General features: G+C 41.8%; 19 protein-coding genes. All 19 read left to right on the top strand.

Annotated features, from left to right (window positions below; all coding sequences use genetic code 11):
• Window positions 1-84: 84 nt before the first annotated feature.
• The gene (locus H7T92_RS01200) at window positions 85-1308 is read left to right on the top strand and encodes a glycosyltransferase (RefSeq protein ID WP_201036765.1); all 1224 of its coding nucleotides are present in this window, start codon (window positions 85-87) and stop codon (window positions 1306-1308) included.
• Window positions 1295-2182: a glycosyltransferase family 2 protein gene (locus tag H7T92_RS01195; RefSeq protein ID WP_201036764.1), complete on the top strand. Its 888-nt coding sequence runs from the start codon at window positions 1295-1297 to the stop codon at window positions 2180-2182. Before H7T92_RS01200 ends, H7T92_RS01195 begins: the two co-directional genes overlap by 14 nt.
• 26 nt (window positions 2183-2208) lie before the next feature.
• Window positions 2209-3492, top strand: a complete 1284-nt coding sequence (locus H7T92_RS01190; RefSeq protein WP_201036763.1) for a glycosyltransferase family protein — start codon at window positions 2209-2211, stop codon at window positions 3490-3492.
• A complete protein-coding gene (locus H7T92_RS01185) occupies window positions 3489-4982 on the top strand; it encodes a glycosyltransferase (RefSeq protein ID WP_201036762.1) in 1494 nt (497 codons plus the stop codon). Before H7T92_RS01190 ends, H7T92_RS01185 begins: the two co-directional genes overlap by 4 nt.
• 119 nt (window positions 4983-5101) lie before the next feature.
• Window positions 5102-5404 carry an Asp-tRNA(Asn)/Glu-tRNA(Gln) amidotransferase subunit GatC gene (gene gatC, locus H7T92_RS01180; protein WP_002884769.1) on the top strand — a complete coding sequence of 101 codons (303 nt, stop codon included), beginning with the start codon at window positions 5102-5104 and terminating at the stop codon, window positions 5402-5404.
• Window positions 5404-6870, top strand: coding sequence for an Asp-tRNA(Asn)/Glu-tRNA(Gln) amidotransferase subunit GatA (gene gatA / locus H7T92_RS01175; RefSeq protein ID WP_201036761.1), 1467 nt, complete (start codon window positions 5404-5406; stop codon window positions 6868-6870). The genes gatC and gatA overlap by 1 nt, the downstream gene beginning before the upstream one ends.
• A complete protein-coding gene (gene gatB / locus H7T92_RS01170) occupies window positions 6870-8312 on the top strand; it encodes an Asp-tRNA(Asn)/Glu-tRNA(Gln) amidotransferase subunit GatB (RefSeq protein ID WP_201036760.1) in 1443 nt (480 codons plus the stop codon). The genes gatA and gatB overlap by 1 nt, the downstream gene beginning before the upstream one ends.
• A gap of 299 nt (window positions 8313-8611) precedes the next feature.
• Entirely contained in the window at window positions 8612-10003 is a 1392-nt protein-coding gene (locus tag H7T92_RS10380) for a PASTA domain-containing protein (RefSeq protein WP_247926373.1), read from the top strand.
• A 382-nt stretch (window positions 10004-10385) separates the two neighbouring features.
• Window positions 10386-11027 (top strand): TetR/AcrR family transcriptional regulator, encoded by a 642-nt coding sequence (locus H7T92_RS01160; RefSeq protein ID WP_201036759.1) that lies wholly within the window; start codon window positions 10386-10388, stop codon window positions 11025-11027.
• Window positions 11024-11407, top strand: a complete 384-nt coding sequence (locus H7T92_RS01155) for a hypothetical protein (RefSeq protein ID WP_024054673.1) — start codon at window positions 11024-11026, stop codon at window positions 11405-11407. Before H7T92_RS01160 ends, H7T92_RS01155 begins: the two co-directional genes overlap by 4 nt.
• 133 nt (window positions 11408-11540) lie before the next feature.
• Window positions 11541-12584, top strand: a complete 1044-nt coding sequence (locus H7T92_RS01150) for a 2,3-butanediol dehydrogenase (RefSeq protein WP_070449886.1) — start codon at window positions 11541-11543, stop codon at window positions 12582-12584.
• A gap of 94 nt (window positions 12585-12678) precedes the next feature.
• A complete protein-coding gene (locus H7T92_RS01145) occupies window positions 12679-13590 on the top strand; it encodes a DMT family transporter (RefSeq protein ID WP_070449882.1) in 912 nt (303 codons plus the stop codon).
• A 154-nt stretch (window positions 13591-13744) separates the two neighbouring features.
• A complete protein-coding gene (locus H7T92_RS01140; protein ID WP_260314226.1) occupies window positions 13745-14833 on the top strand; it encodes a DUF4352 domain-containing protein in 1089 nt (362 codons plus the stop codon).
• Between the two features lie 145 nt (window positions 14834-14978).
• The gene (locus H7T92_RS01135) at window positions 14979-16124 is read left to right on the top strand and encodes an amidohydrolase (RefSeq protein WP_118095488.1); all 1146 of its coding nucleotides are present in this window, start codon (window positions 14979-14981) and stop codon (window positions 16122-16124) included.
• 120 nt (window positions 16125-16244) lie between these two features.
• Window positions 16245-17072, top strand: coding sequence for an amino acid ABC transporter substrate-binding protein (locus H7T92_RS01130; protein WP_118095487.1), 828 nt, complete (start codon window positions 16245-16247; stop codon window positions 17070-17072).
• A gap of 24 nt (window positions 17073-17096) precedes the next feature.
• Window positions 17097-17960: a MetQ/NlpA family ABC transporter substrate-binding protein gene (locus tag H7T92_RS01125; protein WP_049492388.1), complete on the top strand. Its 864-nt coding sequence runs from the start codon at window positions 17097-17099 to the stop codon at window positions 17958-17960.
• A gap of 72 nt (window positions 17961-18032) precedes the next feature.
• Window positions 18033-19406: a M20/M25/M40 family metallo-hydrolase gene (locus H7T92_RS01120; protein WP_201036757.1), complete on the top strand. Its 1374-nt coding sequence runs from the start codon at window positions 18033-18035 to the stop codon at window positions 19404-19406.
• A complete protein-coding gene (locus tag H7T92_RS01115; protein WP_155199908.1) occupies window positions 19399-20466 on the top strand; it encodes a methionine ABC transporter ATP-binding protein in 1068 nt (355 codons plus the stop codon). Before H7T92_RS01120 ends, H7T92_RS01115 begins: the two co-directional genes overlap by 8 nt.
• Window positions 20463-21155 (top strand): methionine ABC transporter permease, encoded by a 693-nt coding sequence (locus tag H7T92_RS01110; RefSeq protein ID WP_003008487.1) that lies wholly within the window; start codon window positions 20463-20465, stop codon window positions 21153-21155. Before H7T92_RS01115 ends, H7T92_RS01110 begins: the two co-directional genes overlap by 4 nt.

Raw genomic sequence — 21155 nt, 5'->3', positions numbered from 1 at the left:
GTTGTCTAGGCCTCTTTTTGGGGCCTAGAAATTGTTTTCCTCTCTTGAAAATGGTATTCTAATGGAAGAAAATAAGGGGGAGTTATGAGTAAAAAAGCTGTCGTGTTTTCAGCAGATCTATCTTATATGGAAAAGTTGGAAACCGCTATGAAGTCACTGTGCGCCCATCAGGATCAGTTGAAAATTTATGTCTTAAATGAAGATCTACCAACGGAGTGGTTTGCTATCATGAATCAGCGCTTGCGCCAGTTGGATTCAGAAGTGATTAATTGTCGGATGTCTCCCGAGCAATTCCAATCCTTCTCGCTTCCAAGTGACCATATTCACTATGCGACCTATTTCCGTTACGCTATTCCAGAGTTTGTGGAGGAAGAACGGATCCTCTATCTGGATTGTGACATGATCTTTACACAGGATTTATCGCCTTTGTTTGAGGTCGATCTAAAAGGTTATGGACTGGGTGCGGTGGTCGATAAGCCAACGACGACAGATGGATTTAATGCTGGACTTTTGGTGATTGATAAGACTTGGTGGCAAGAGCACCAAGTAACAGATGCACTTTTTGATCTTACTCGTGAACACCATCAGCATGTTTACGGAGATCAAGGAATTTTGAATCTGTATTTCAAAGATGCGTGGTTTCCATTACCTTGGACCTATAATTTACAAGTAGGTTCTGATAAGGATCAATACCTCTATGGAGATCTAGACTGGTACGATGCCTTTCAAGGGATTCCGGCGGTCATTCACTACACCTCTCATAATAAACCATGGACCTCCAAACGCTTCAATCGTTTTCGGGAACAATGGTGGTTTTACTATGCCCTCTCTTGGGAGGAGATTTTGCTTCGAAAACCGATTTTGAAGCAAACCTATCAAGACCTAGTGGGAGAATTTCCTTATCATGCTGCCATTTATACCCATACAGCAGATATACACGAGTTGGAGACTTTGTTAAAAGAGTTGCCAGACGTAGCGATTCATGTCCTTGCCCATAGCCATTTTGGTTTTAACTTGGTGCAATTGGAACGCTACCCCAACCTCTTTCTTTATCCCTCTTTTGATCCCTTGACCAGTCGAAAGGTCCTAGAAAAATTGGATTTCTATCTGGATATCAATCCTTACGATGAGGTGGATCAGGTGACGCAAACGATCCATCAATTGGGCTTGCCGATTTTCTCTTTTGAAGGAACCAATCATGTAGAGAATGGTGTGAACCAAGTGTTTGCGGATGATCAGGTGCAGGAGATGGTGGCAGCGATTCGCGATTATTTAAAGAGAAATGAGAAGAAGCATGGAAACAAATGAAGTAGTGAGTATCATCATTCCCATCTATAATGTAGAAGCTTATTTGAGACAATGTTTGGAAACGGTTGTCCATCAGACTTACCCTCACCTTGAAATTATCCTGGTCAATGATGGTTCGCCAGACCAGTCAGAAGAGATCTGTAAAGAATTTTTTAGGAAGGATGCGCGCATCCGCTACGTTCGTCAAGAAAATGGGGGCTTATCTGCTGCCCGTAATACAGGGATTGAGTTGGCGACTGGTGATTATATCACCTTTATTGATCCAGATGACTGGGTGACGGAGGATTATGTAGAAGTGCTCTATCGTCAACTGAAGAAGTATGATGCGGATGTCTCCGTAGCCAACTATAACCTCTATGATGACAGTAGTAGCAAATACTTGATCAAGGTAACGGACGACGATTATTCAGAGACCCTTTATGAGGGACGTGAGATCATGGACCAGGATGCCATCCAGGAGACCAGAGATATGGCCTGGGCTTGTGCCATGATGAAGCTCTATAAGCGTAGCTTATTTGAAGGGCTTCGTTTTCCAGTCGGAAAAAATGTTGAAGACAACTTCCTGATGTACAAGCTCTTCTTAAAAGCCCATCGGGTAGTTCATACGGAGAAATGTATTTATTGGTATCGCGTGGGGCGTGCAGATACTCTGTCCCAGGTTTGGACAGAAAAGCGAGTCGTCGATGAGATGGAAGCTAAGCAGGAGAAGTTGGCTCTACTGGGGATGTTGGGCTATGATTTGACTTGGCATCGTTATATCTATAAAACGCGCTTGAAACGGGCCCTTGAAAAATTAGAGGAAGCAGGCTTGCAAGGGTCAGAAACCTATGAGCGCGTGGTGACCAACCTCCGTTTTATTGAAACGATGGACTAACCCCTTATTGATGAGAAAGGATCAGCATGTTCATTATTGCATCAGAGCAGACCAGAGAGCTGGATCGTTTGCAAAAATACTTGGACAAACTTGGCCAGCCCTATCGGGTATTTGTGACCAATTTGGAAACAGATTTGGACCAACAGACAGAGAGTCTTGCGACCTTTTTTACCCAAAAAGACCCAGCATCAAAAATTGGAAAACCTTTATTTTTCAATGATCTAGCAGTTCCAGAATTATGGGAATGTTGGACACTGGGGATCACAACCTATCTTTTTGATGGTGAGGAACGTCGTGCCAACGTGGTTTTGCGAGAGGATATCTTGTCCCGAACGGTTGATAGAGTGGAGTGGTTTGGTCAGGGAGAGGAGATCATATCGATTGATGTCTACAACCGCTATGGCTGGAGAAGCAAACGGAGTCTCCTTACGGAAGCTGGTCAACCCTATTTAGACATCTATTTGAACCGTCAGCAAGAAGAAGTCTTGCTTCACTTTGTCTCACAAGGAATCTTTTTGCATCAAACTCCTAAGGGACGGGATCGCCTGTATGCCAGTAAGGAAGAGCTGCAAAGAGCTGTCTTAGAACAAGTCTTGCCGGAAGATGAAGCCGTTCTTTTGCTAGACAAGGCATTGCTAGATGTTGTGAAAGAGATACCAAAGGAAAGACTCGCCTATTGTGCCAGTAATGCGCATGATCTAGACGAGATCAAAGAACAAGTCAGTCAGATTTTGTTGGTAGAAGATGGTCTGTTGAGGGAGCAAAAAGACGGAATTACAGCCTTGTCAGGGCTGGTAGATGTGGAGCAGGAAAGTTTTCAACCAGAAGCTCTGGTCATGACGGCTTCTCAAGAGGTCGAAGGCCTATCTCGCCTAGTCCATCAATTCCCACAAGTGACCTTTCACATTGCTGCTTTGACGGCTATGGGGCCAAAATTAACAGACTTAGCAACTCGCTCCAATGTGCGCCTCTATCCAGGGATTTCGCTGGACAAATATGAGGACTTGTTATCCAGCTGCTCTATTTATCTGGATTGCAACCAGGGAGAAGAAGTGTGGAGTAGTAGTCTTCATGCTCTTGAAAATGGGCAAGTCTTGTTTGGGTTGAAGACTACCGTGCACCATGAAGCTTATAAAAAATTGAGCACGATTACAGATTCAGTCGAAGAAATGGAACAGCAACTAGAAATAGTGCTCCAGCATCCAGAGGCCTACAAAGAATTGGTAAGAGAGCAGGCACGAATCTTGAAATTGCCTGAAAAAGAAGCTTTGGAAGAGCTGTTTAAGCGATTAGAGGGAGGGACAGCATGACCATTTATACCTTTAATCTACTAGTGGGATTCGAACCCAATGGGGTCGATGTTGCACAAGCCTCTCGGGCAAAGATGCTCCGTGGACTAGGAGTGGCAGCGAAGTTTGTCTTTACCACTTGGCCCACTCCAGAAAAATTAGCCTACTACCTCTCATTGGGGCATCGGGATGAGGAACTGCTTTTTGCCCATTTAGCTTTTACGGATCAACAGACTACGGTCCCTCAAAAGACGGTAGGGGCCTTGCAAATGGAGTTTCAACTGACTCGTCTGGATGTTGTTGAAAAAACGGAAAGAGCCATTCGCTACCAATTTGCGGATGGAAACGCCTTGACCTTTCATTTGGATCCCTATCATCCAAACTGTGTCCGCTATGTAGACTATCTTTTGGCTGGAAATAGGATCAAGCGAGAGTATTATGGAGCTTGTAAACTTGTCACAGAGTATTTTCAGTATGGTAGTGTTGTCAGACGGATCTATCACCATCAAGATGGGACTATCGCTTTTGAAGAATCGAGGTCAGGTGGAAGTTGGCTCTATAAACTGGGGCCTGAGATTTTGACCAACCATACAGAAGTGATGAGACGTTTTTTGTCGCAGCTATCGCTAAAAGAAGAAGATCTGATTCTGCTTGATCGGGCTTCGCGCATGGATTTTGCCCGTCCTTTGTTGGAGAAAGTTGCTCCTTCAAAGCTCGCCATGGTGTTTCATTCGGAGCATGAATTTGAAAATGGCCATCTCAATTATGAATATTATTATGTGTTCAAGTATGCCAAACGCTTCGATTACTTCATCACGGCGACGGATCTTCAAAAAGAAGTCTTGGAGCAGACACTCGCTAAACAAGGATGCCAAGGAATTCCAATCTATAGCATTCCGGTAGGGCATCTAGAAGAATTGACGGAGTCACTAGGAGACAGACCTCCCTTTAGTGTGATCACAGCTTCCCGCTTGGATCCAAGGAAACGAATCGATTTGGCCATTCGAGTAGTGGCCCAAGCTCATGAACAACTCCCAACCCTTCAGTTTGATATTTATGGAAAGGGTGGAGAAGCGGACAACTTGCGCCACCTGATTCAAGAGCTTGCAGCACAAGATTATATTCACCTACGCGGTCATGCGGATCTAAAGCAGATCTATCCTTGCTACCAAGCCTACCTCACCACTTCTCAGTGGGAGACCTTTGGTTTGACTTTGATGGAGGCGGCTGGAGCAGGTTTGGCCTTGCTGGGCTTTGATGCCCGTTATGGCAATCCAACTTTTATAAAAGAGGGTGAAAATGGCTTTTTGGTAGCTTATAGCGAGACAGTGCCAGAAGAACAATTGGTGAAAGAGTTGGCGGACAAGCTGGTCCAGCTCTTTGAAAGTGACCTTGCACCGTTTCATCGGGCTTCTTATGACTTGGCTTCTTGCTACCTCGCATCTCATGTTCAGGAAGTCTGGAAAGAAACTCTAATAGAGATGGGACAATTAGGCGAAAAAGCAATATAAAATGAAGAATCTGTAGCGACAAAAAAGTCCTACAGATTTTTTCTAAGGCAAGCAAATTGAGCTAAATTATGGTAAAATAGAGGGTATTGAAAAATCATCATTTCACGAAAGGAAGCAAGATGAAAATTACGCAAGAAGAGGTAACCCACGTTGCCAATCTTTCAAAATTGAAATTCTCTCCAGAAGAGACAGCTGAGTTTGCAACAACTTTGTCGAAGATTGTCGACATGGTGGAATTGTTGGAAGAAGTGGACACAACAGGCGTTGCTCCAACAACGACCATGGCGGATCGTAAGACTGTATTGCGTCCGGATGTTGCTGAAAAAGGGACTGACCGAGATCGCTTGTTTAAAAATGTACCTGAAAAAGATAACTACTACATCAAGGTACCAGCTATCCTAGAAGATGGAGGAGATGCCTAATGTCATTCAACCATAAAACCATTGAAGAGTTGCACGACCTCCTTGTCTCTAAGGAAATTTCGGCAACCGAATTGACACAAGCTACGCTTGAAGATATCAAGGCGCGTGAAGAAGCGATCAATGCCTTTGTAACGGTGGCCGAAGAAGCAGCTCTTGCACAAGCCAAGGCCATTGATGAAAAAGGAATCGATGCAGACAACCTCCTGTCAGGGATTCCACTCGCTGTCAAAGACAATATCTCAACAGATGGTATCTTGACAACTGCGGCTTCAAAAATGCTCTATAACTACGAGCCAATCTTTGATGCGACAGCAGTTGCCAATGCCAAAGCCAAAGATATGATTGTCATCGGAAAGACCAACATGGATGAATTTGCCATGGGTGGATCTGGTGAAACTTCTTACTATGGACCAACCAAGAATGCATGGGACCACAGCAAGGTGCCTGGTGGATCTTCTAGTGGTTCAGCAGCTTCTGTCGCTTCAGGTCAAGTCCGTTTGTCCCTTGGTTCAGATACAGGTGGTTCTATCCGTCAACCGGCTGCTTTTAATGGGATTGTTGGTCTCAAACCAACTTATGGAACAGTTTCCCGTTTTGGTCTCATTGCTTTTGGTAGCTCACTCGACCAAATTGGGCCGTTTGCACCAACGGTTAAGGAAAATGCGCTCTTGCTCAATGTCATTGCCAGTGAAGATGCCAAGGATTCAACATCTGCACCTGTTCGTGTAGCAGACTTTACTTCTAAGATTGGTCAAGACATTAAAGGTATGAAGATTGCCCTTCCTAAGGAATACCTCGGGGAAGGTATTGACCCAGAAGTCAAAGAAACCATCCTTAATGCGGCGAAACACTTTGAAAAATTGGGAGCAACTGTCGAAGAAGTTAGCCTTCCACACTCTAAATACGGGGTTGCCGTTTACTACATCATCGCTTCATCTGAAGCATCTTCAAACTTGCAACGTTTCGATGGGATTCGCTATGGTTTCCGTGCGGAAGATGCCAAGAACTTGGATGACATCTATGTGAACACTCGTAGCCAAGGCTTTGGTGATGAGGTTAAACGTCGGATCATGCTAGGTACCTTTAGTTTGTCATCTGGTTACTACGATGCTTACTACAAGAAAGCTGGTCAAGTTCGTACCCTCATTATCCAAGACTTCGAAAAAGTCTTTGCGGATTACGACCTTATCCTTGGTCCAACAGCTCCAAGCGTGGCCTTTGATTTGGATTCGCTCAACCATGATCCGGTTGCCATGTACTTGGCTGACCTTTTGACCATTCCGGTCAATTTGGCAGGTCTTCCAGGGATTTCGATTCCTGCAGGTTTCGCGCAAGGTCTTCCAGTTGGTTTGCAGTTGATTGGTCCGAAGTATTCTGAAGAAACTATCTACCAAGCTGCAGCTGCCTTTGAAGCAACGACGGACTACCACAAGCAACAACCCCTTATTTTCGGAGGTGACAATTAATGAACTTTGAAACAGTCATCGGACTTGAAGTCCACGTTGAATTGAATACAAACTCAAAAATTTTCTCACCAACCTCTGCTCACTTTGGGAATGAGCAAAATGCCAATACTAATGTGATCGACTGGTCTTTCCCAGGGGTGCTTCCTGTCTTGAACAAGGGTGTTGTGGACGCTGGTATCAAGGCTGCTTTGGCCCTGAATATGGATATCCACCAGCACATGCACTTTGACCGTAAAAACTATTTCTATCCTGATAATCCAAAAGCCTACCAAATCTCACAATTTGATGAGCCAATCGGTTACAACGGTTGGATTGAAGTGCAATTGGAAGACGGCTCAACGAAGAAAATCGGGATTGAACGGGCCCACTTGGAAGAAGATGCTGGTAAGAACACGCACGGAACAGATGGCTTCTCTTATGTAGACCTCAACCGTCAAGGGGTGCCATTGATCGAGATTGTATCTGAAGCAGATATGCGTTCTCCAGAAGAAGCCTATGCTTATTTGACAGCCCTCAAAGAAGTCATCCAGTACACAGGTATTTCTGACGTCAAGATGGAAGAAGGATCGATGCGGGTCGATGCCAATATTTCCCTTCGTCCATACGGTCAAGAGGAATTTGGTACCAAGACGGAGTTGAAAAACTTGAACTCCTTCTCCAACGTCCGTAAAGGTCTTGAATACGAAGTGGAGCGCCAAGCGAAAATCTTGCGTTCAGGTGGTGTCATTCGTCAAGAAACACGCCGTTATGATGAGGCCAACAAGAGCACGATTCTTATGCGGGTCAAAGAAGGAGCAGCGGATTACCGTTACTTCCCAGAACCAGACCTTCCATTGTTTGAAATCTCAGATGAGTGGATTGAGGAAATGCGCACGGAGTTGCCAGAGTTTCCAAAAGACCGCCGTGCTCGCTATGTGGCAGAGCTTGGCTTGTCTGACTATGATGCCAGCCAATTGACAGCGACGAAAGTCACTTCTGACTTCTTTGAAGCAGCCGTAGCCCTTGGTGGAGATGCCAAGCAAGTGTCTAACTGGCTCCAAGGTGAAGTGGCGCAATTCATGAATGCAGAAGGCAAAACACTGGAAGAAATCCAATTAACACCAGAAAACTTAGTAGAAATGATTGCCATCATCGAAGATGGAACCATCTCTTCTAAGATTGCCAAGAAAGTCTTCGTTCATTTGGCGAAAAACGGTGGCGGTGCGCGTGAATACGTCGAAAAAGCCGGATTGGTACAGATTTCAGACCCTGAAGTCTTGATTCCAATCATCCACCAAGTCTTCGCAGACAATGAAGCAGCCGTAGCCGACTTCAAGTCAGGAAAACGGAATGCGGCCAAGGCCTTCACAGGTTTCCTCATGAAAGCAACCAAAGGCCAAGCCAACCCACAAGTAGCCCTCAAGTTACTTGCCCAAGAATTGGCGAAGTTGAAGGAAGAGTAATAGAGAAATCGAGAAATCGAGAACTGCACCCTAAAAGTTAGATTTTTACTGCCTACCTTTTGGGGGCAGTTTATTTTTTTGTTTTAAAAATATCTTATTAATGTTCTTGTATTTACTTTTTTAATTGGTTATAATATTGCATAAAGATATATTACACTAATTAGTTATAAAATGTGAGTGTTATGGAAATATGAGTTTTTAAATAACAGAAGGATTTTTAGGCTTTTATAGAAATTGATTAAATATTAGTAGATGACTTTATCGAGTCAAGAAAATATCAATGCGAATTAGGAGAAAAAATGAGTAACTGGGAAAAAGATTATGAGGCAGCACAGAGGGAACAAGAGCGAAATCAAGAATTAAAGAGACACAATGATTTGTTAGATAGACACTCTATTCAGCAAAGATTAGCTTCAGAAGAAAAAAATAGACTTCTAGAGAATCAAGTTCGACAAACTGAAAAGCAAAATGAAATATTACAACAACAAGCAATTGCTGAGGAGAGACGGAGAGAGCAAGAACTCAAACAAAAACAGGAGCAATTTTATAAAGATAAAATATTTGAATTGAAAAAGATATGGGCTCAAGCTAAAGATAATAGTGAGCGTGATCGAATACAAATACTTCTCTCAGAAGTTGAGGGGGAATACGAGAAGTATAAGTTTGAGGAAGCTGAAAAAGAGAGAAAACTAGCTTTACAAGCTGAACGCTATAGGCAGGAAGAATTAATCAAACAAGAAGAAGAAAAAAAGAAACAACGAAGGAAAAGAATTATAAGTCTAGTTATTGGATTAGTCATTTTAATTCTAATGTTATGGCTTTTTTTACCAAAAAGTGGACGATATCAAAGACAAAATGATTCAGTATCTATTTCAAGAAAGTCGGAAAGTTCAAAAAAAGACAATAAAGGAAAATCGGATCTAGAAAAAAGCACAGATACTACAGTTGTTCCTAATCTCTCAGGGAAAACAGTAGCAGAAGCAAATGCAATCATTGAAAAGCAAAATTTAAAATTAGGAAAAGAACAAGAGGAATATAGCGATTCGATTGCAGAGGGGTATATTATAAAAACAAATCCAGTCACTGGTAGCAAAATAAAACGAGGAAATAAAATTAATTTGATCGTTTCAAAAGGTCCAAATAGTTTTGAAATGCCAAACTATGTAGGAGAAACACGAGCTAAAGCAGAGGAAGATCTGAAAAATACTTATAAAGTATCAAGCAAAATGATCACGATTGAAGAAGTTGAGACCTTCGATTATGCTGCAGGGACAGTTCTTGAACAAACTCCAGCTCCAGGAAAGCAATATTCTTTGAGTTCAAAGACCAAGATTGTTTTAAAAGTAGCAAAAGAAACAACTTCAATTGAAATGCCAAACTATGTTGGATCAACCTATGATTTTGCTAGAAGTAATTTGATTGAAATATATGGAATCAAAGAATCTAATATTAAAATCAGAAAAACTAACCATCTTCCTGATGGAGTATCCGTTTCTGCAGGTCAAATTGTCAGTCAAACTCCAGAAGTTTCGAGTACGGTGGATATTAACCGCACACGAATTGTATTGACCGTTTATGAACCAAATGAAGGTGGACAGAATAGAAATAGAGTAGAACCTAATGATAATTATGATGATTCAAATTCAAAAGTTAACGATACTGGAAATTCTTCAAGTGGATATGATGATTAGCCATTAAATAACATTTAAGGGGAATGATTGGAAGAGGCTGGGACAAAAGTCCTAGCCTCTCAATTATTTTTGGATTGTCGAGCAAGACGCAGTGGTTGAGTGGGCTTTACTACGCTGATTTCATCAGCTTTTACAGCCCTACTTAACTGTGCGGAGGTGGGACGAAGAAATCGAATTCTAACGAATTACCGATTTCTGTCCCACTCTCACTTTTCTCACGGCAGAAAGTTTCAGTATATATTTACATTCTAACAGGCACCTTTTAGTGTCTGTTTTTACTTTTTCAGAGGGAATGAAAAATGGAATTTCATTGACAAAGTCTTCTGAATTTAATAAAATTAAAAACAGACCGATAGTCTGTTTTTTAAAGGAGGAGAGTTACTTGAAACAAGAAATGAAATCAAAAAGAAGTAAAGATCAAATTATTCAGGCAGCCTTGTCCTTATTTTCAAATAAAAGCTATAAAGAAACAACGATGGCTGATTTAGTAACAGTGACAGGATTGTCAAAAGGGGCTGTTTACCATCACTTCAAAAGTAAAGAAGAGATTCTACAACTCTTAATGGAGAAAGAAACGAACTCCCTCTCAACTTTTCTAGAAGAATTGTCAAAAAACGAAGGAGTTTCATCAACAGATCGTTTATTACAATTAGTTGATTATTTAATAGGCAATGAGAATATGAAACAGCTTACTGGTATAGACTGGGCACAAAAGATACCGTTCGGCTTGTTGTTTTCTTTAAAAAATACGGTAAATATTCTTTCCAAATATGTAGGAATAATCATTCATCAAGGAAATGAGAAGGGCGAGTTTTCTTGTAAATATCCTTTAGAGACAGCTACAACACTATCTCTATTAATTGATGTGTGGCTTGATCCAACTATATCAGGTGAAGAAATGATATCATTCTCACAAAAATTAGACTATATTGCATTTTATTTAAACAGTAGCGGTGTTCCTGTTTTAACAGAAAATAAGTGTCAAGAGATTAATCAGTTTTTTCTTAAAGGAGGAAGAAGATGAATCGGCTGTTAAGATTCTTATTTATTTTACTTATCATCGCCATGTCTGGAGCCATTATTTTTCAGCTCTTCTTTCCATCCTATATGGGAAGTCATTCGGGATATGGTGTTTCTGTCGGTTGGCAGCGAGAGATTGGGATTTGGAATGTGGCAGTTCTTGTGATCCTGATTGCTGTCAATCTCAAATACGATTGGTTTTATCTTCGTACGGTTTTATTGGCCTTGATTATCGGTGGGCTTGGGATTGGTACCAATCATCTCTTTAGTTATTTTCACAATCATCTGCCGGTCAATGGGATCGGTGCACTTGAAAATTATCTCCTCGTCCTTGGTTGGATGGTGGGCTGGAGAATAGAGACTTCACGAATTAAAAAGAAATAAGAAGGAGCAGTCAAAGGGTTGCTCTTTTTCATCTTCAGTTTTTCCTTGACAAACAAAAGGAAAACGTTTACAATTTTAAATATAAAGTTTCCTGAAAAGAAAACAAAAAAGGTGAAAACAAGGAGATCATCATATGGCTACTATGAAAGCAGCTCGCTGGCATGCAGCAAAAGACGTTCGTATCGAAGAAGTGGAAGTACCTGAAGTACAACCACATCAAGTAAAAGTGGCAGTTAAGTTCACAGGGATCTGTGGTACGGACTTGCATGAATATTTGGATGGACCGATCTTCATCCCAACTGAAGAACATGTGTATTCTGGTCAAAAAGCACCGGTTACTTTGGGACATGAATTCTCTGGTGAAATTGTAGAAGTCGGAAGTGATGTGACTCGTGTCAAAGTTGGGGATCGCGTGACGATTGAACCAATTTTGGCAAAACATAACCTAATCGGTGACTATAACCTTGATCCAAACTTGAACTTTGTCGGCCTTGCTGCAGATGGTGGTTTTGCCAAATATTGTGTCCTTGACGGTGACATTGTCCATGTGATTCCAGATGGCTTGAGCTATGAACAAGCTGCGCTTACAGAACCTGCAGCTGTGGCTGTTTATGCCGTTCGTCAATCTGCATTGAAAACTGGGGATACAGCCGTTATCTTTGGCTTGGGTCCAATCGGTCTTTTGATTGTTGAAGCCCTTCGTGCAGCAGGAGCATCAAAAATCTATGCGGTTGAATTATCTCCTGAACGCCAAGCGAAAGCGGAAGAATTGGGAGCAATCGTTGTTCGCCCAGAAGAAGGAGAAACAATCGTCGAAGCCATCCATCGCTTGACAGGTGGTGGAGCAGATGTTTCTTATGAAGTGACTGGAGTTCCAGTTGTTTTAGGTCAAGCCCTTGCAGCTGTTCATAAAGCTGGGGAATGTATGGTCGTATCTATCTGGGAACGTGAAGCTAGCATCAATCCAAATGAATTCGCTATCCAAGAAAAATCTCTCAAAGGAATTATTGCCTACCGTCATATTTTCCCTAAAGTATTGGAATTGATGGAACAAGGCTACTTCTCTGCTGAAAAATTGGTTACCAAGAAAATTAAATTGGAAAATATCGTTGAAGAAGGATTTATTGAATTAACACAAGATAAATCTCAAATCAAGATTTTGGTTCAACCTGAATAAGCGAATAAATTTATATGAAATATATGAGGCTGAAACGTTTCGTTTCGGCCTTTTATGATACAATAAAAGTAAGGAACAGATTTAGGAGGGGACTATGTCAAAGACGATGAAAGGAACACTCATGACCTTGATCGCCGGGATCGCTTGGGGACTATCCGGAGTTAGCGGGCAATATTTAATGGTTCATGGATTTTCGGCTATTGAGTTAACAAATCTCCGTTTGCTTTTTTCTGGAATTGTCCTTATTCTTCTTTCCTACGTTGCAGATAAGGAGAAGTTTTTGGCCTTTGCCAAAGATAAATCTTCCTACCTTCCCCTTCTTATTTTTGCCTTTTTAGGATTGTTATTGACTCAGTTGACCTATTTAGAGGCGATTGCTGAAACCAATGCTGGGACTGCTACGGTGTTACAGTATCTCTGTCCAGTGGGAATTTTAGCCTATACCTGTATCATTGATAAGGTGGCCCCTACACTAGCAGAAGTGTTTTCGATGCTTCTAGCGATTGGAGGCACATTCTTAATAGCAACCCATGGTCAACTCAATCAATTGGCCATCAATCCCAAAGGTTTGGCTTGGGGAGTGGTGTCAGCATTTGCCTATGCCCTTTACATCATTCTACCTCTGAACTTAATTCAAAAATGGGGAAGCATGCTGGTGATTGGAGTTGGGATGACTATTCCAGGAATCCTAATGCTCCCTTTTAGTGGTCTTCTCTCTTCTTCTGGAAACTACAGACTCGATACCTGGATGGCCCTTTTTGGCTTGGTGGTGATTGGGACGATTTTTGCCTATACAGCCTTTCTGAAAGGAACCTCTTTGGTAGGAGCCGTTAAAGGAAGCTTGCTGGCGTCCTTTGAGCCTGTTTCGGCAGTTTTCTTTGCCTTTGTCATTATGAAGGAGCATTTTTTTATGGTTGATGTGATTGGGATGGCCATGATCCTCCTTGCAGTTCTCTTGATTTCCCTCAAGGATTTCATGATTCAAAAAGAAAAAGGAATCTTGTAAAACCAAAACCAATCATATTTTAGTTAAAAGGTTGAGACGAAGGTCTTGGCCTTTTTGTAATCCTCGCCCTCTGAGGGAGAGTTATCACTATATAGCGTATACATCGCTAGAAAAAGATGTTAAAATAGAACAAAACTTTTTTAAGGAGATGAGGATGAAAAAGATTTTTAAATGGACCCTATTTGCTGTAGCGACCTTGAGTTTAGCGGCTTGTGGAATCAGTGCTCAAAAGACAAATTCGCTGCAAGCAAAGACAGAAAAAGCAGCGAAAAGCTCTGCATCTGACGGTCAAGTCGAGGTGAGTTTAAAAGGAGGGCAATACATCAAACCACCTGTCCTCAATGACTCAGAAGACGGAAGCTATTTAGCCCTTCAATTGGAATTTAAAAATGTTGCCAAAGAATCTATCAACGTGTCAGATTCAGATATCACCATTTACGATGCGAATAATAACAAGGTCAAATTGCAGTCAGGAATTTATGACCACAGTGAAGCCTTCCAACTGCTCAAGAGTGATCAGTTGGCCCAGGATAAAAAATTAACCGGCTATATCGTTTTTCCAGTCGAAAAAGGTAAAAAATATGAAGTGCAGTATGAACGAAAAACCTATAGCTCTGATAAAAAATCCAAGCCTTTAAAATTTGCGGTGGATTCTTCTCAGTATGAGGACAAGGTGGAAGCTTCCACTATTCTAGCAGATGAATACATCAATCAAGTTTACTTCAGTGGCCAACGAAAGGTCAAAAAGGATGACGCTTTTGTTTTGGGAACTGATTTGAAAAAGGAACGCAGTGATTTCCGTGCGAAATTTGCGGCTGATTTTACTCGTCAATTGCATGATTACCAATTCCCTGAAGAAGAAGTGACCCAGTTTATCGATGCTTATGAAAAAGAAAATGCTAAGCGTGCGAAATTAACCTATAAGGTTAAACAATATCTCCCGGACAAGGTGGTCATTAGTCTAAATCCTGAGACGGTCAGCATGGAAAAGACGATCTTAAACCACATGCAGACCTTCTATCAGGAACATCGAAAAGACTATCCAGGGATCATCGAAGCGAACCAGGCTCAAAACAAAGCCTATAGAGAGGAAATGATGGCTTCTCTTGCAGATCGCCCCTTGACGACGCCGGATCGATACGACTACCAGTTGACCTTTGTTAAGAAAGATGGCAAATGGGAAGTAGAAAAAGCCTACAATAGTGATAGCTTTATGGAAAAATTCGAGGGAAATCTTTCTTAATGCTGAAGTTGGCACTCCTAGGACATGAATCTAGGAGTGTTTTTGTCTATAGCTTTAAACTATATCAAAATCCAAGAAACAGGAATTAGACGGAAACACCTATTAGTGATAAAATAATTTTAAGTTCGAAAGGAGATGAAGGCTTGTGTCTTTTTCTTATGAAGAGTTAGCAGAGATTCGCCACTATATCCACCAACACCCAGAATTGTCTGGTCAAGAATACCAGACAACCGCCTTTCTAAAAGAGCGTCTTGAAGAGTTGGGGATTCGTATTTTAGAGAGTAGATTAAAAACTGGTCTGATTGCAGAAATTGGGTCCGGCCAACCGGTGGTGGCACTTCGAGCAGATATCGATGCCCTTCCGATTTTGGAACAAACGAATCTGCCCTACCAAAGTCAGAATCCAGGCGTCATGCATGCCTGTGGCCATGATTTTCATCAAACCAGTCTTCTGGGAGCAGCAGCTCTTCTCAAGGAAAAAGAAGACCAGCTTGAAGGGACCGTACGCTTGATCTTTCAACCAGCAGAAGAAATCTCAGAAGGTGCTTCTGATGTTTTAGCAACAGGACTGTTGGAGGATGTTCAAGGAATTATTGGTTTTCACAATATTCCCCAGCTAAAAGCAGGGCAACTTGCCTTGAATGCTGGAGCCATGATGGCAGGGGTTGAGAAATTCAAGGTTACTGTGACAGGGGTTAGTAGTCATGCTGCGAGACCAGATTTAGGAGTTGACACTGTAACGGCCGTCACAACCATGGTTCAGAATGTACAATTATTAATTTCACGGACCGTTTCTCCCTTTGAAACAGCTGTTTTGTCCATTACGCACCTGGATGTGGGCTCAACCTGGAATGTGCTTCCAAAATCAGGCTATTTTGAAGGAACCATTCGTTCCTTTAATCCGAGTGTGCAAAGAGACTTGAAGGCACATTTTATTTCTATCATTCGACACATTGCAGAAAGTCTGGAAGTAGATGTGGCTTTTGAGTGGGGTGTGACCCCGCCCGTTACCTTTAATGATGAGGAATTGACGCAGGTGGTTTGGGAAGCTTCACAAGGTTTGGCTGAAGTGATTCCAGCAAATCCTTCTACTGCTGGAGAAGACTTCGCCTTTTACCAAGAGCGAATTCCTGGAGTCTTTGCCTTTATCGGTTCGAATGGAGAGCCGGATGCGCCAGACCTCCATCATGATCACATGACCATCGATGATGCAGCCTTTGAGGTATCGGTTCCCTATTATGTTGAAAATGCGCAAGCTTTATTGCGATATTTTAAGGCCAAAGAAGTGTGATAAAGAAAAACTATCACCTCCATAAAAAATATATATTAGGCAAGTAAATGCTTTTTTGATAAAATTAAAAAATACTTTTAAAATGGCGTTTTATGTGCCTGAAACGAATAAGGAGATCCTATGAATCTAAAAAAAGTGATTAAGTATTCTGCTTTAGGATTAGTTGCAGTCCTTGCAACCAGTGCTTTAGTAGCATGTTCATCTGGTAAATCAGCCAGTGGTAAGAAAACCATTGAAGTTGGGACTGTTGGAACAACCAAACCATTCTCTTACGAAGAAAAAGACGGCAAGCTAACCGGTTATGAAATCGAAGTTTTGCGTGAAATCTTCAAAGGCTCAGACAAATATGAAGTAAACTTTAACAAAACAGAGTGGTCTTCCGTCTTTGCTGGCTTAGATAGTGACCGTTTCCAAATCGGTGCCAACAACATTAGTTACTCAAAAGAGCGGGAAGAAAAATACCTCTATCCAAATCCATATGCTCGCAATCCATTAGTGTTGGTCGTACCAAAAGATTCTTCTATTAAATCGTTGGATGACATTGGTGGCAAGAAAACAGAAGTTGTTCAAGGAACATCTACTGCTAAACAATTAGAAGATTTCAATAAAAAACATTCAGATAATCCAACTGACTTGCAATACACAGATGGAACCATTCAAACCATCATGGCTAATTTAGCGGATGGTCGTACAGATTACAAGATCTTCGAACGGATCTCAGTAGATACTATCATTCGTGATCAAGGCTATGACAACTTGAAGGTTATCGAGCTTCCAAGCGACCAACAACCTTATGTGTATCCAATTATTGCAAAAGAAGATAAAGACCTTCAAAAATTTGTCAACAAACGTATCAAGGAACTCTATGACAATGGAACCCTTGAAAAACTGTCTAAAAAATACTTTGGTGGAGTTTATCTACCAGAAGCAAAAGATATTAAAGAATAATATATAATTAAAGGAGACTTCAAAATGAAATTGAAAAAAATTCTTGGTTTAACAGCTCTTGCAGCTATTGCAACATTTGCTCTTGCAGCATGTGGTTCTTCAAAATCATCTAGCAAAGATGGTGAAACAACTGTAAAAGTAGGTGTCATGACTTTGAGCGATACTGAAAAAGCTCGTTGGGATCAAGTTCAAAAGAACTTGGATGACGCTAAAACAGGAATCAAATTGGAATTCACTCAATTTACAGACTACTCACAACCAAACGTGGCTGTAAAAGATGGTAGCGTGGATATCAATGCTTTCCAACACTACAACTTCCTTGATAACTGGAACTCTAAAAACGACAATGCCCTTGTTGCAGTAGCAGATACGTACATCGCTCCAATCCGTCTTTACTCTGGTACAGAAAACGGTAAAAACAAATACACTTCAATTAAAGAAATTCCTAAAGGTGGAACAATCGCTGTACCAAATGACCCAACAAATGAAAGCCGTGCCTTGTATGTCTTGCAATCAGCAGGTTTGATTAAATTGGATACCAAAGATGGACAATTGGCAAACGTGTCAAACATCAAAGAAAATTCAAAAGATTTGAAGATTTCTGAATTGGATGCTTCACAAACACCATCTGCTCTTCCATCAGTAGATGCTGCAGTCATCAACAATACCTTCGTTCGTGAAGCAGGCGTTGATTTCAAAAAAGCTATCTATGTTGAAAAGAAAGACAACAACTCAAAACAATGGTACAACGTGATCGCTGCTAAGAAAGATTGGGAAAAATCTGATAAAGCAAAAGCAATCAAAGAAATCATCAAAGCCTATCACAAAGACAATGTGAAGAAAGTGATCGAAGAATCTTCAGAAGGAATGGACCAACCAGTCTTCTAAGATTTGATCTCAAGTGTATGAAGGAGGTGGAGAAGCAATTCTCTACCTCTTATCGTGTATTAGGAGGAATGCATGCCTTTTGCAACAGAAGCGGAACAAATCCGTAAATTTGAAAATGATGAGGTCGCACAACATTATTTTGAAGTGTTGCGAACCTTGATTTCAAAAAAATCCATCTTTGCCCAACAAGTTGGTCTCAAGGAAGTAGCCAACTATTTGGGGGAAATTTTTACAGCTGCAGGAGCCAAAGTCGAAGTTGATGATAGCTACACAGCCCCTTTTGTGATTGCCAAATTTTTCTCGCCAAATCCTGAAGCTAAAACCATCATTTTTTATAACCACTATGATACGGTACCAGCTGATGGAGACCAACCTTGGACGGGAGACCCTTTTACCTTATCAGTTCATTATGGGACCATGTACGGTCGAGGGGTTGATGATGACAAGGGGCATATCACAGCTCGTCTCACAGCTCTTCGAAAATACATTCGTGAAAGTGGCGATTTGCCAGTCAATATCACCTTTATCATCGAAGGGGCAGAGGAGTCTGCATCGACGGACTTGGATAAATACTTGGCCAAACACAAGAAACACTTGCGTGGGGCAGACCTCTTAGTCTGGGAACAAGGTACCCGAAATAATCAGGGTCAGTTGGAAATTTCTGGTGGTAGCAAGGGGATCGTCACCTTTGATATGGTGGTGAAGAGTGCAGAAGTGGATATTCATTCCAGCTATGGTGGTGTGGTGGACTCTGCTTCTTGGTATTTGTTAAATGCCATCGCCAGTCTTCGTGACAAAGAAGGCCGAATCTTGGTGGATGGGATTTACGATCAGATCCAAGAACCCAATGAACGCGAGCTAGCTTTGATCGAGCAATATGCCAACAAAGGACCAGAAGATGTTGCGGAAACCTATGGTCTAACCCTCCCAATCTTGAAGGAAGACCGAAAAGAATTCCTGCGCCGTTTCTATTTTGAACCAGCCCTGAATATTGAAGGTTTTGGCTCTGGTTACCAAGGCCAAGGTGTTAAAACGATTCTTCCAGCAGAGGCGCGTGCTAAGATGGAGGTGCGTTTGGTTCCTGGACTGGATCCCAAGGATGTCTTAGAAAAGATCAATCAGCAATTGAAGAAAAATGGCTATGATCAGGTCGAATTGGTCTACACTCTCGGTGAAATGAGTTACCGAAGTGATATGAGTGCCCCATCGATTTTAAATGTCATTCGGCTGGCCAAAGATTTCTATAGAGAAGGAGTCTCTGTTCTTCCAACAACAGCGGGGACAGGGCCCATGCATACGGTATTTGAGGCTTTGCAGGTACCGATGGCAGCCTTTGGAATCGGCAATGCTAATAGCCGTGATCATGGGGGCGACGAAAATGTAAAAATCGCCGATTATTACACCCATATTGAATTGATAAAGGAGTTAATAGCAAGTTATGAGTAAAGCAATGATTCAGCTGGACCACATTGATGTGACCTTCCAGCAAAAGAAACGTCAGATCCAAGCCGTCAAAGATGTGACCATTCATATTAATGAAGGCGATATCTATGGGATTGTAGGGTATTCCGGAGCGGGGAAATCGACCTTGGTTCGGGTGATCAATCTCTTGCAAGTGCCCAGCGCCGGAACCATCACTGTGGACGGAGATGTGATTTATCAAGATCAGGTGACCTTGAAACCGGCTGCCCTTCGGGAGAAACGTCGGGATATCGGAATGATTTTCCAACACTTCAACTTGATGGCTCAAATGACTGTCGCAGAAAATGTAGCATTTGCTCTTAAACATTCTAAATTAAACAAAGAACAAAAGAATGAGAAAGTGGCGAAATTGTTGGAATTGGTTGGTCTAGCTGACCGTGCAGAGAATTACCCAGCACAATTGTCTGGTGGTCAAAAGCAGCGGGTAGCGATTGCGCGTGCCCTTGCCAACGATCCAAAAATTTTGATCTCAGATGAGTCAACTTCAGCCTTGGATCCAAAGACGACCAAACAAATTCTAGCTTTGTTGCAAGAGTTAAACAAAAAACTTGGTTTAACCATTGTCTTGATCACCCATGAGATGCAAATTGTTAAAGATATTGCTAACCGGGTAGCTGTCATGCAAAATGGCGAACTGATTGAAGAAGGGTCTGTTTTAGATATCTTCTCGAATCCGAAAAATGCTTTGACGCAAGACTTCATTACCGTTGCAACAGGAATTGATGAAGCCATGGTGAAAATCAATCAACAAGCGATTGTTAAGAACTTGCCTGATGATTCGATTTTGGCGCATCTCAAGTATGCAGGTTCTGTGACAGATACAGCCATCATCAATGATATATACAAGCAGTACCAAGTATCTGCCAACATTTTATTTGGGAACATCGAGATCCTTGATCACACGCCTGTTGGAGAATTGGTGGTCATCTTATCAGGTGAAAATCAAAATCTGGAAACGGCCAAAGCTGAGTTAGAAAATGCAGGAGTTTCCGTGACTATTGTGAAAGATGGGAGAAAAGCATGATCCAGTTAATTCAAACATATTTACCAAATGTCTATAAATTAGGGTGGTCTGGCCAGTATGGATGGGGAACCGCTATTTACTTGACTCTTTACATGACCGTTATTTCCTTCATTATTGGTGGATTTTTAGGTTTGGTGACAGGACTTTTGTTAGTCTTGACCCGTCCAGGTGGTGTCATCGAAAATAGAATCGTTTTCCAAATTTTGGATAAGATTACTTCCTTGTTCCGCGCCATTCCTTTCATTATCTTGTTGGCCTTTATTAATCCCTTGACCTACTTGCTCTTGAAAAATACCATTGGTCCTACAGCAGCCCTTGTTCCGCTGTCTTTGGCTGTCTTTCCATTCTTTGCCCGCCAAGTCCAAGTGGTCTTGTCCGAGTTGGATGGAGGGGTGATTGAAGCAGCACAAGCCAGTGGGGCAACCTTCTGGGATATTGTCGGTGTCTACCTTCGTGAAGGGCTTCCTGATTTGATCCGTGTAACAACAGTGACCATCATTTCCTTGATTGGAGAAACCGCCATGGCAGGTGCCGTTGGTGCTGGAGGATTAGGAACCTTGGCCATCAACTACGGGAAAAACATGTTTAACAATGATGTCATCTTTGTGGCGACCTTATTGATCCTGATTCTTATCGTTCTGGTCCAATTTATCGGGGACTTCCTTTCGAAGAAAATTAGCCATCGTTAG

The organism is Streptococcus parasanguinis (assembly GCF_016648855.1).
Lineage (GTDB): Bacteria > Bacillota > Bacilli > Lactobacillales > Streptococcaceae > Streptococcus > Streptococcus parasanguinis_L.
This window is presented reverse-complemented; position numbering and strand designations above follow the sequence as displayed.

Excerpts from the sequence above, each read along its gene's own strand:
- H7T92_RS01200 (WP_201036765.1), top strand. The coding sequence starts at position 85 with ATGAGTAAAAAAGCTGTCGTGTTTTCAGCAGATCTATCTTATATGGAA.
- H7T92_RS01195 (WP_201036764.1), top strand. The coding sequence starts at position 1,295 with ATGGAAACAAATGAAGTAGTGAGTATCATCATTCCCATCTATAATGTA.
- H7T92_RS01190 (WP_201036763.1), top strand. The coding sequence starts at position 2,209 with ATGTTCATTATTGCATCAGAGCAGACCAGAGAGCTGGATCGTTTGCAA.
- H7T92_RS01185 (WP_201036762.1), top strand. The coding sequence starts at position 3,489 with ATGACCATTTATACCTTTAATCTACTAGTGGGATTCGAACCCAATGGG.
- gatC (WP_002884769.1), top strand. The coding sequence starts at position 5,102 with ATGAAAATTACGCAAGAAGAGGTAACCCACGTTGCCAATCTTTCAAAA.
- gatA (WP_201036761.1), top strand. The coding sequence starts at position 5,404 with ATGTCATTCAACCATAAAACCATTGAAGAGTTGCACGACCTCCTTGTC.
- gatB (WP_201036760.1), top strand. The coding sequence starts at position 6,870 with ATGAACTTTGAAACAGTCATCGGACTTGAAGTCCACGTTGAATTGAAT.
- H7T92_RS10380 (WP_247926373.1), top strand. The coding sequence starts at position 8,612 with ATGAGTAACTGGGAAAAAGATTATGAGGCAGCACAGAGGGAACAAGAG.
- H7T92_RS01155 (WP_024054673.1), top strand. The coding sequence starts at position 11,024 with ATGAATCGGCTGTTAAGATTCTTATTTATTTTACTTATCATCGCCATG.
- H7T92_RS01150 (WP_070449886.1), top strand. The coding sequence starts at position 11,541 with ATGGCTACTATGAAAGCAGCTCGCTGGCATGCAGCAAAAGACGTTCGT.
- H7T92_RS01145 (WP_070449882.1), top strand. The coding sequence starts at position 12,679 with ATGTCAAAGACGATGAAAGGAACACTCATGACCTTGATCGCCGGGATC.
- H7T92_RS01140 (WP_260314226.1), top strand. The coding sequence starts at position 13,745 with ATGAAAAAGATTTTTAAATGGACCCTATTTGCTGTAGCGACCTTGAGT.
- H7T92_RS01130 (WP_118095487.1), top strand. The coding sequence starts at position 16,245 with ATGAATCTAAAAAAAGTGATTAAGTATTCTGCTTTAGGATTAGTTGCA.
- H7T92_RS01125 (WP_049492388.1), top strand. The coding sequence starts at position 17,097 with ATGAAATTGAAAAAAATTCTTGGTTTAACAGCTCTTGCAGCTATTGCA.
- H7T92_RS01120 (WP_201036757.1), top strand. The coding sequence starts at position 18,033 with ATGCCTTTTGCAACAGAAGCGGAACAAATCCGTAAATTTGAAAATGAT.
- H7T92_RS01115 (WP_155199908.1), top strand. The coding sequence starts at position 19,399 with ATGAGTAAAGCAATGATTCAGCTGGACCACATTGATGTGACCTTCCAG.
- H7T92_RS01110 (WP_003008487.1), top strand. The coding sequence starts at position 20,463 with ATGATCCAGTTAATTCAAACATATTTACCAAATGTCTATAAATTAGGG.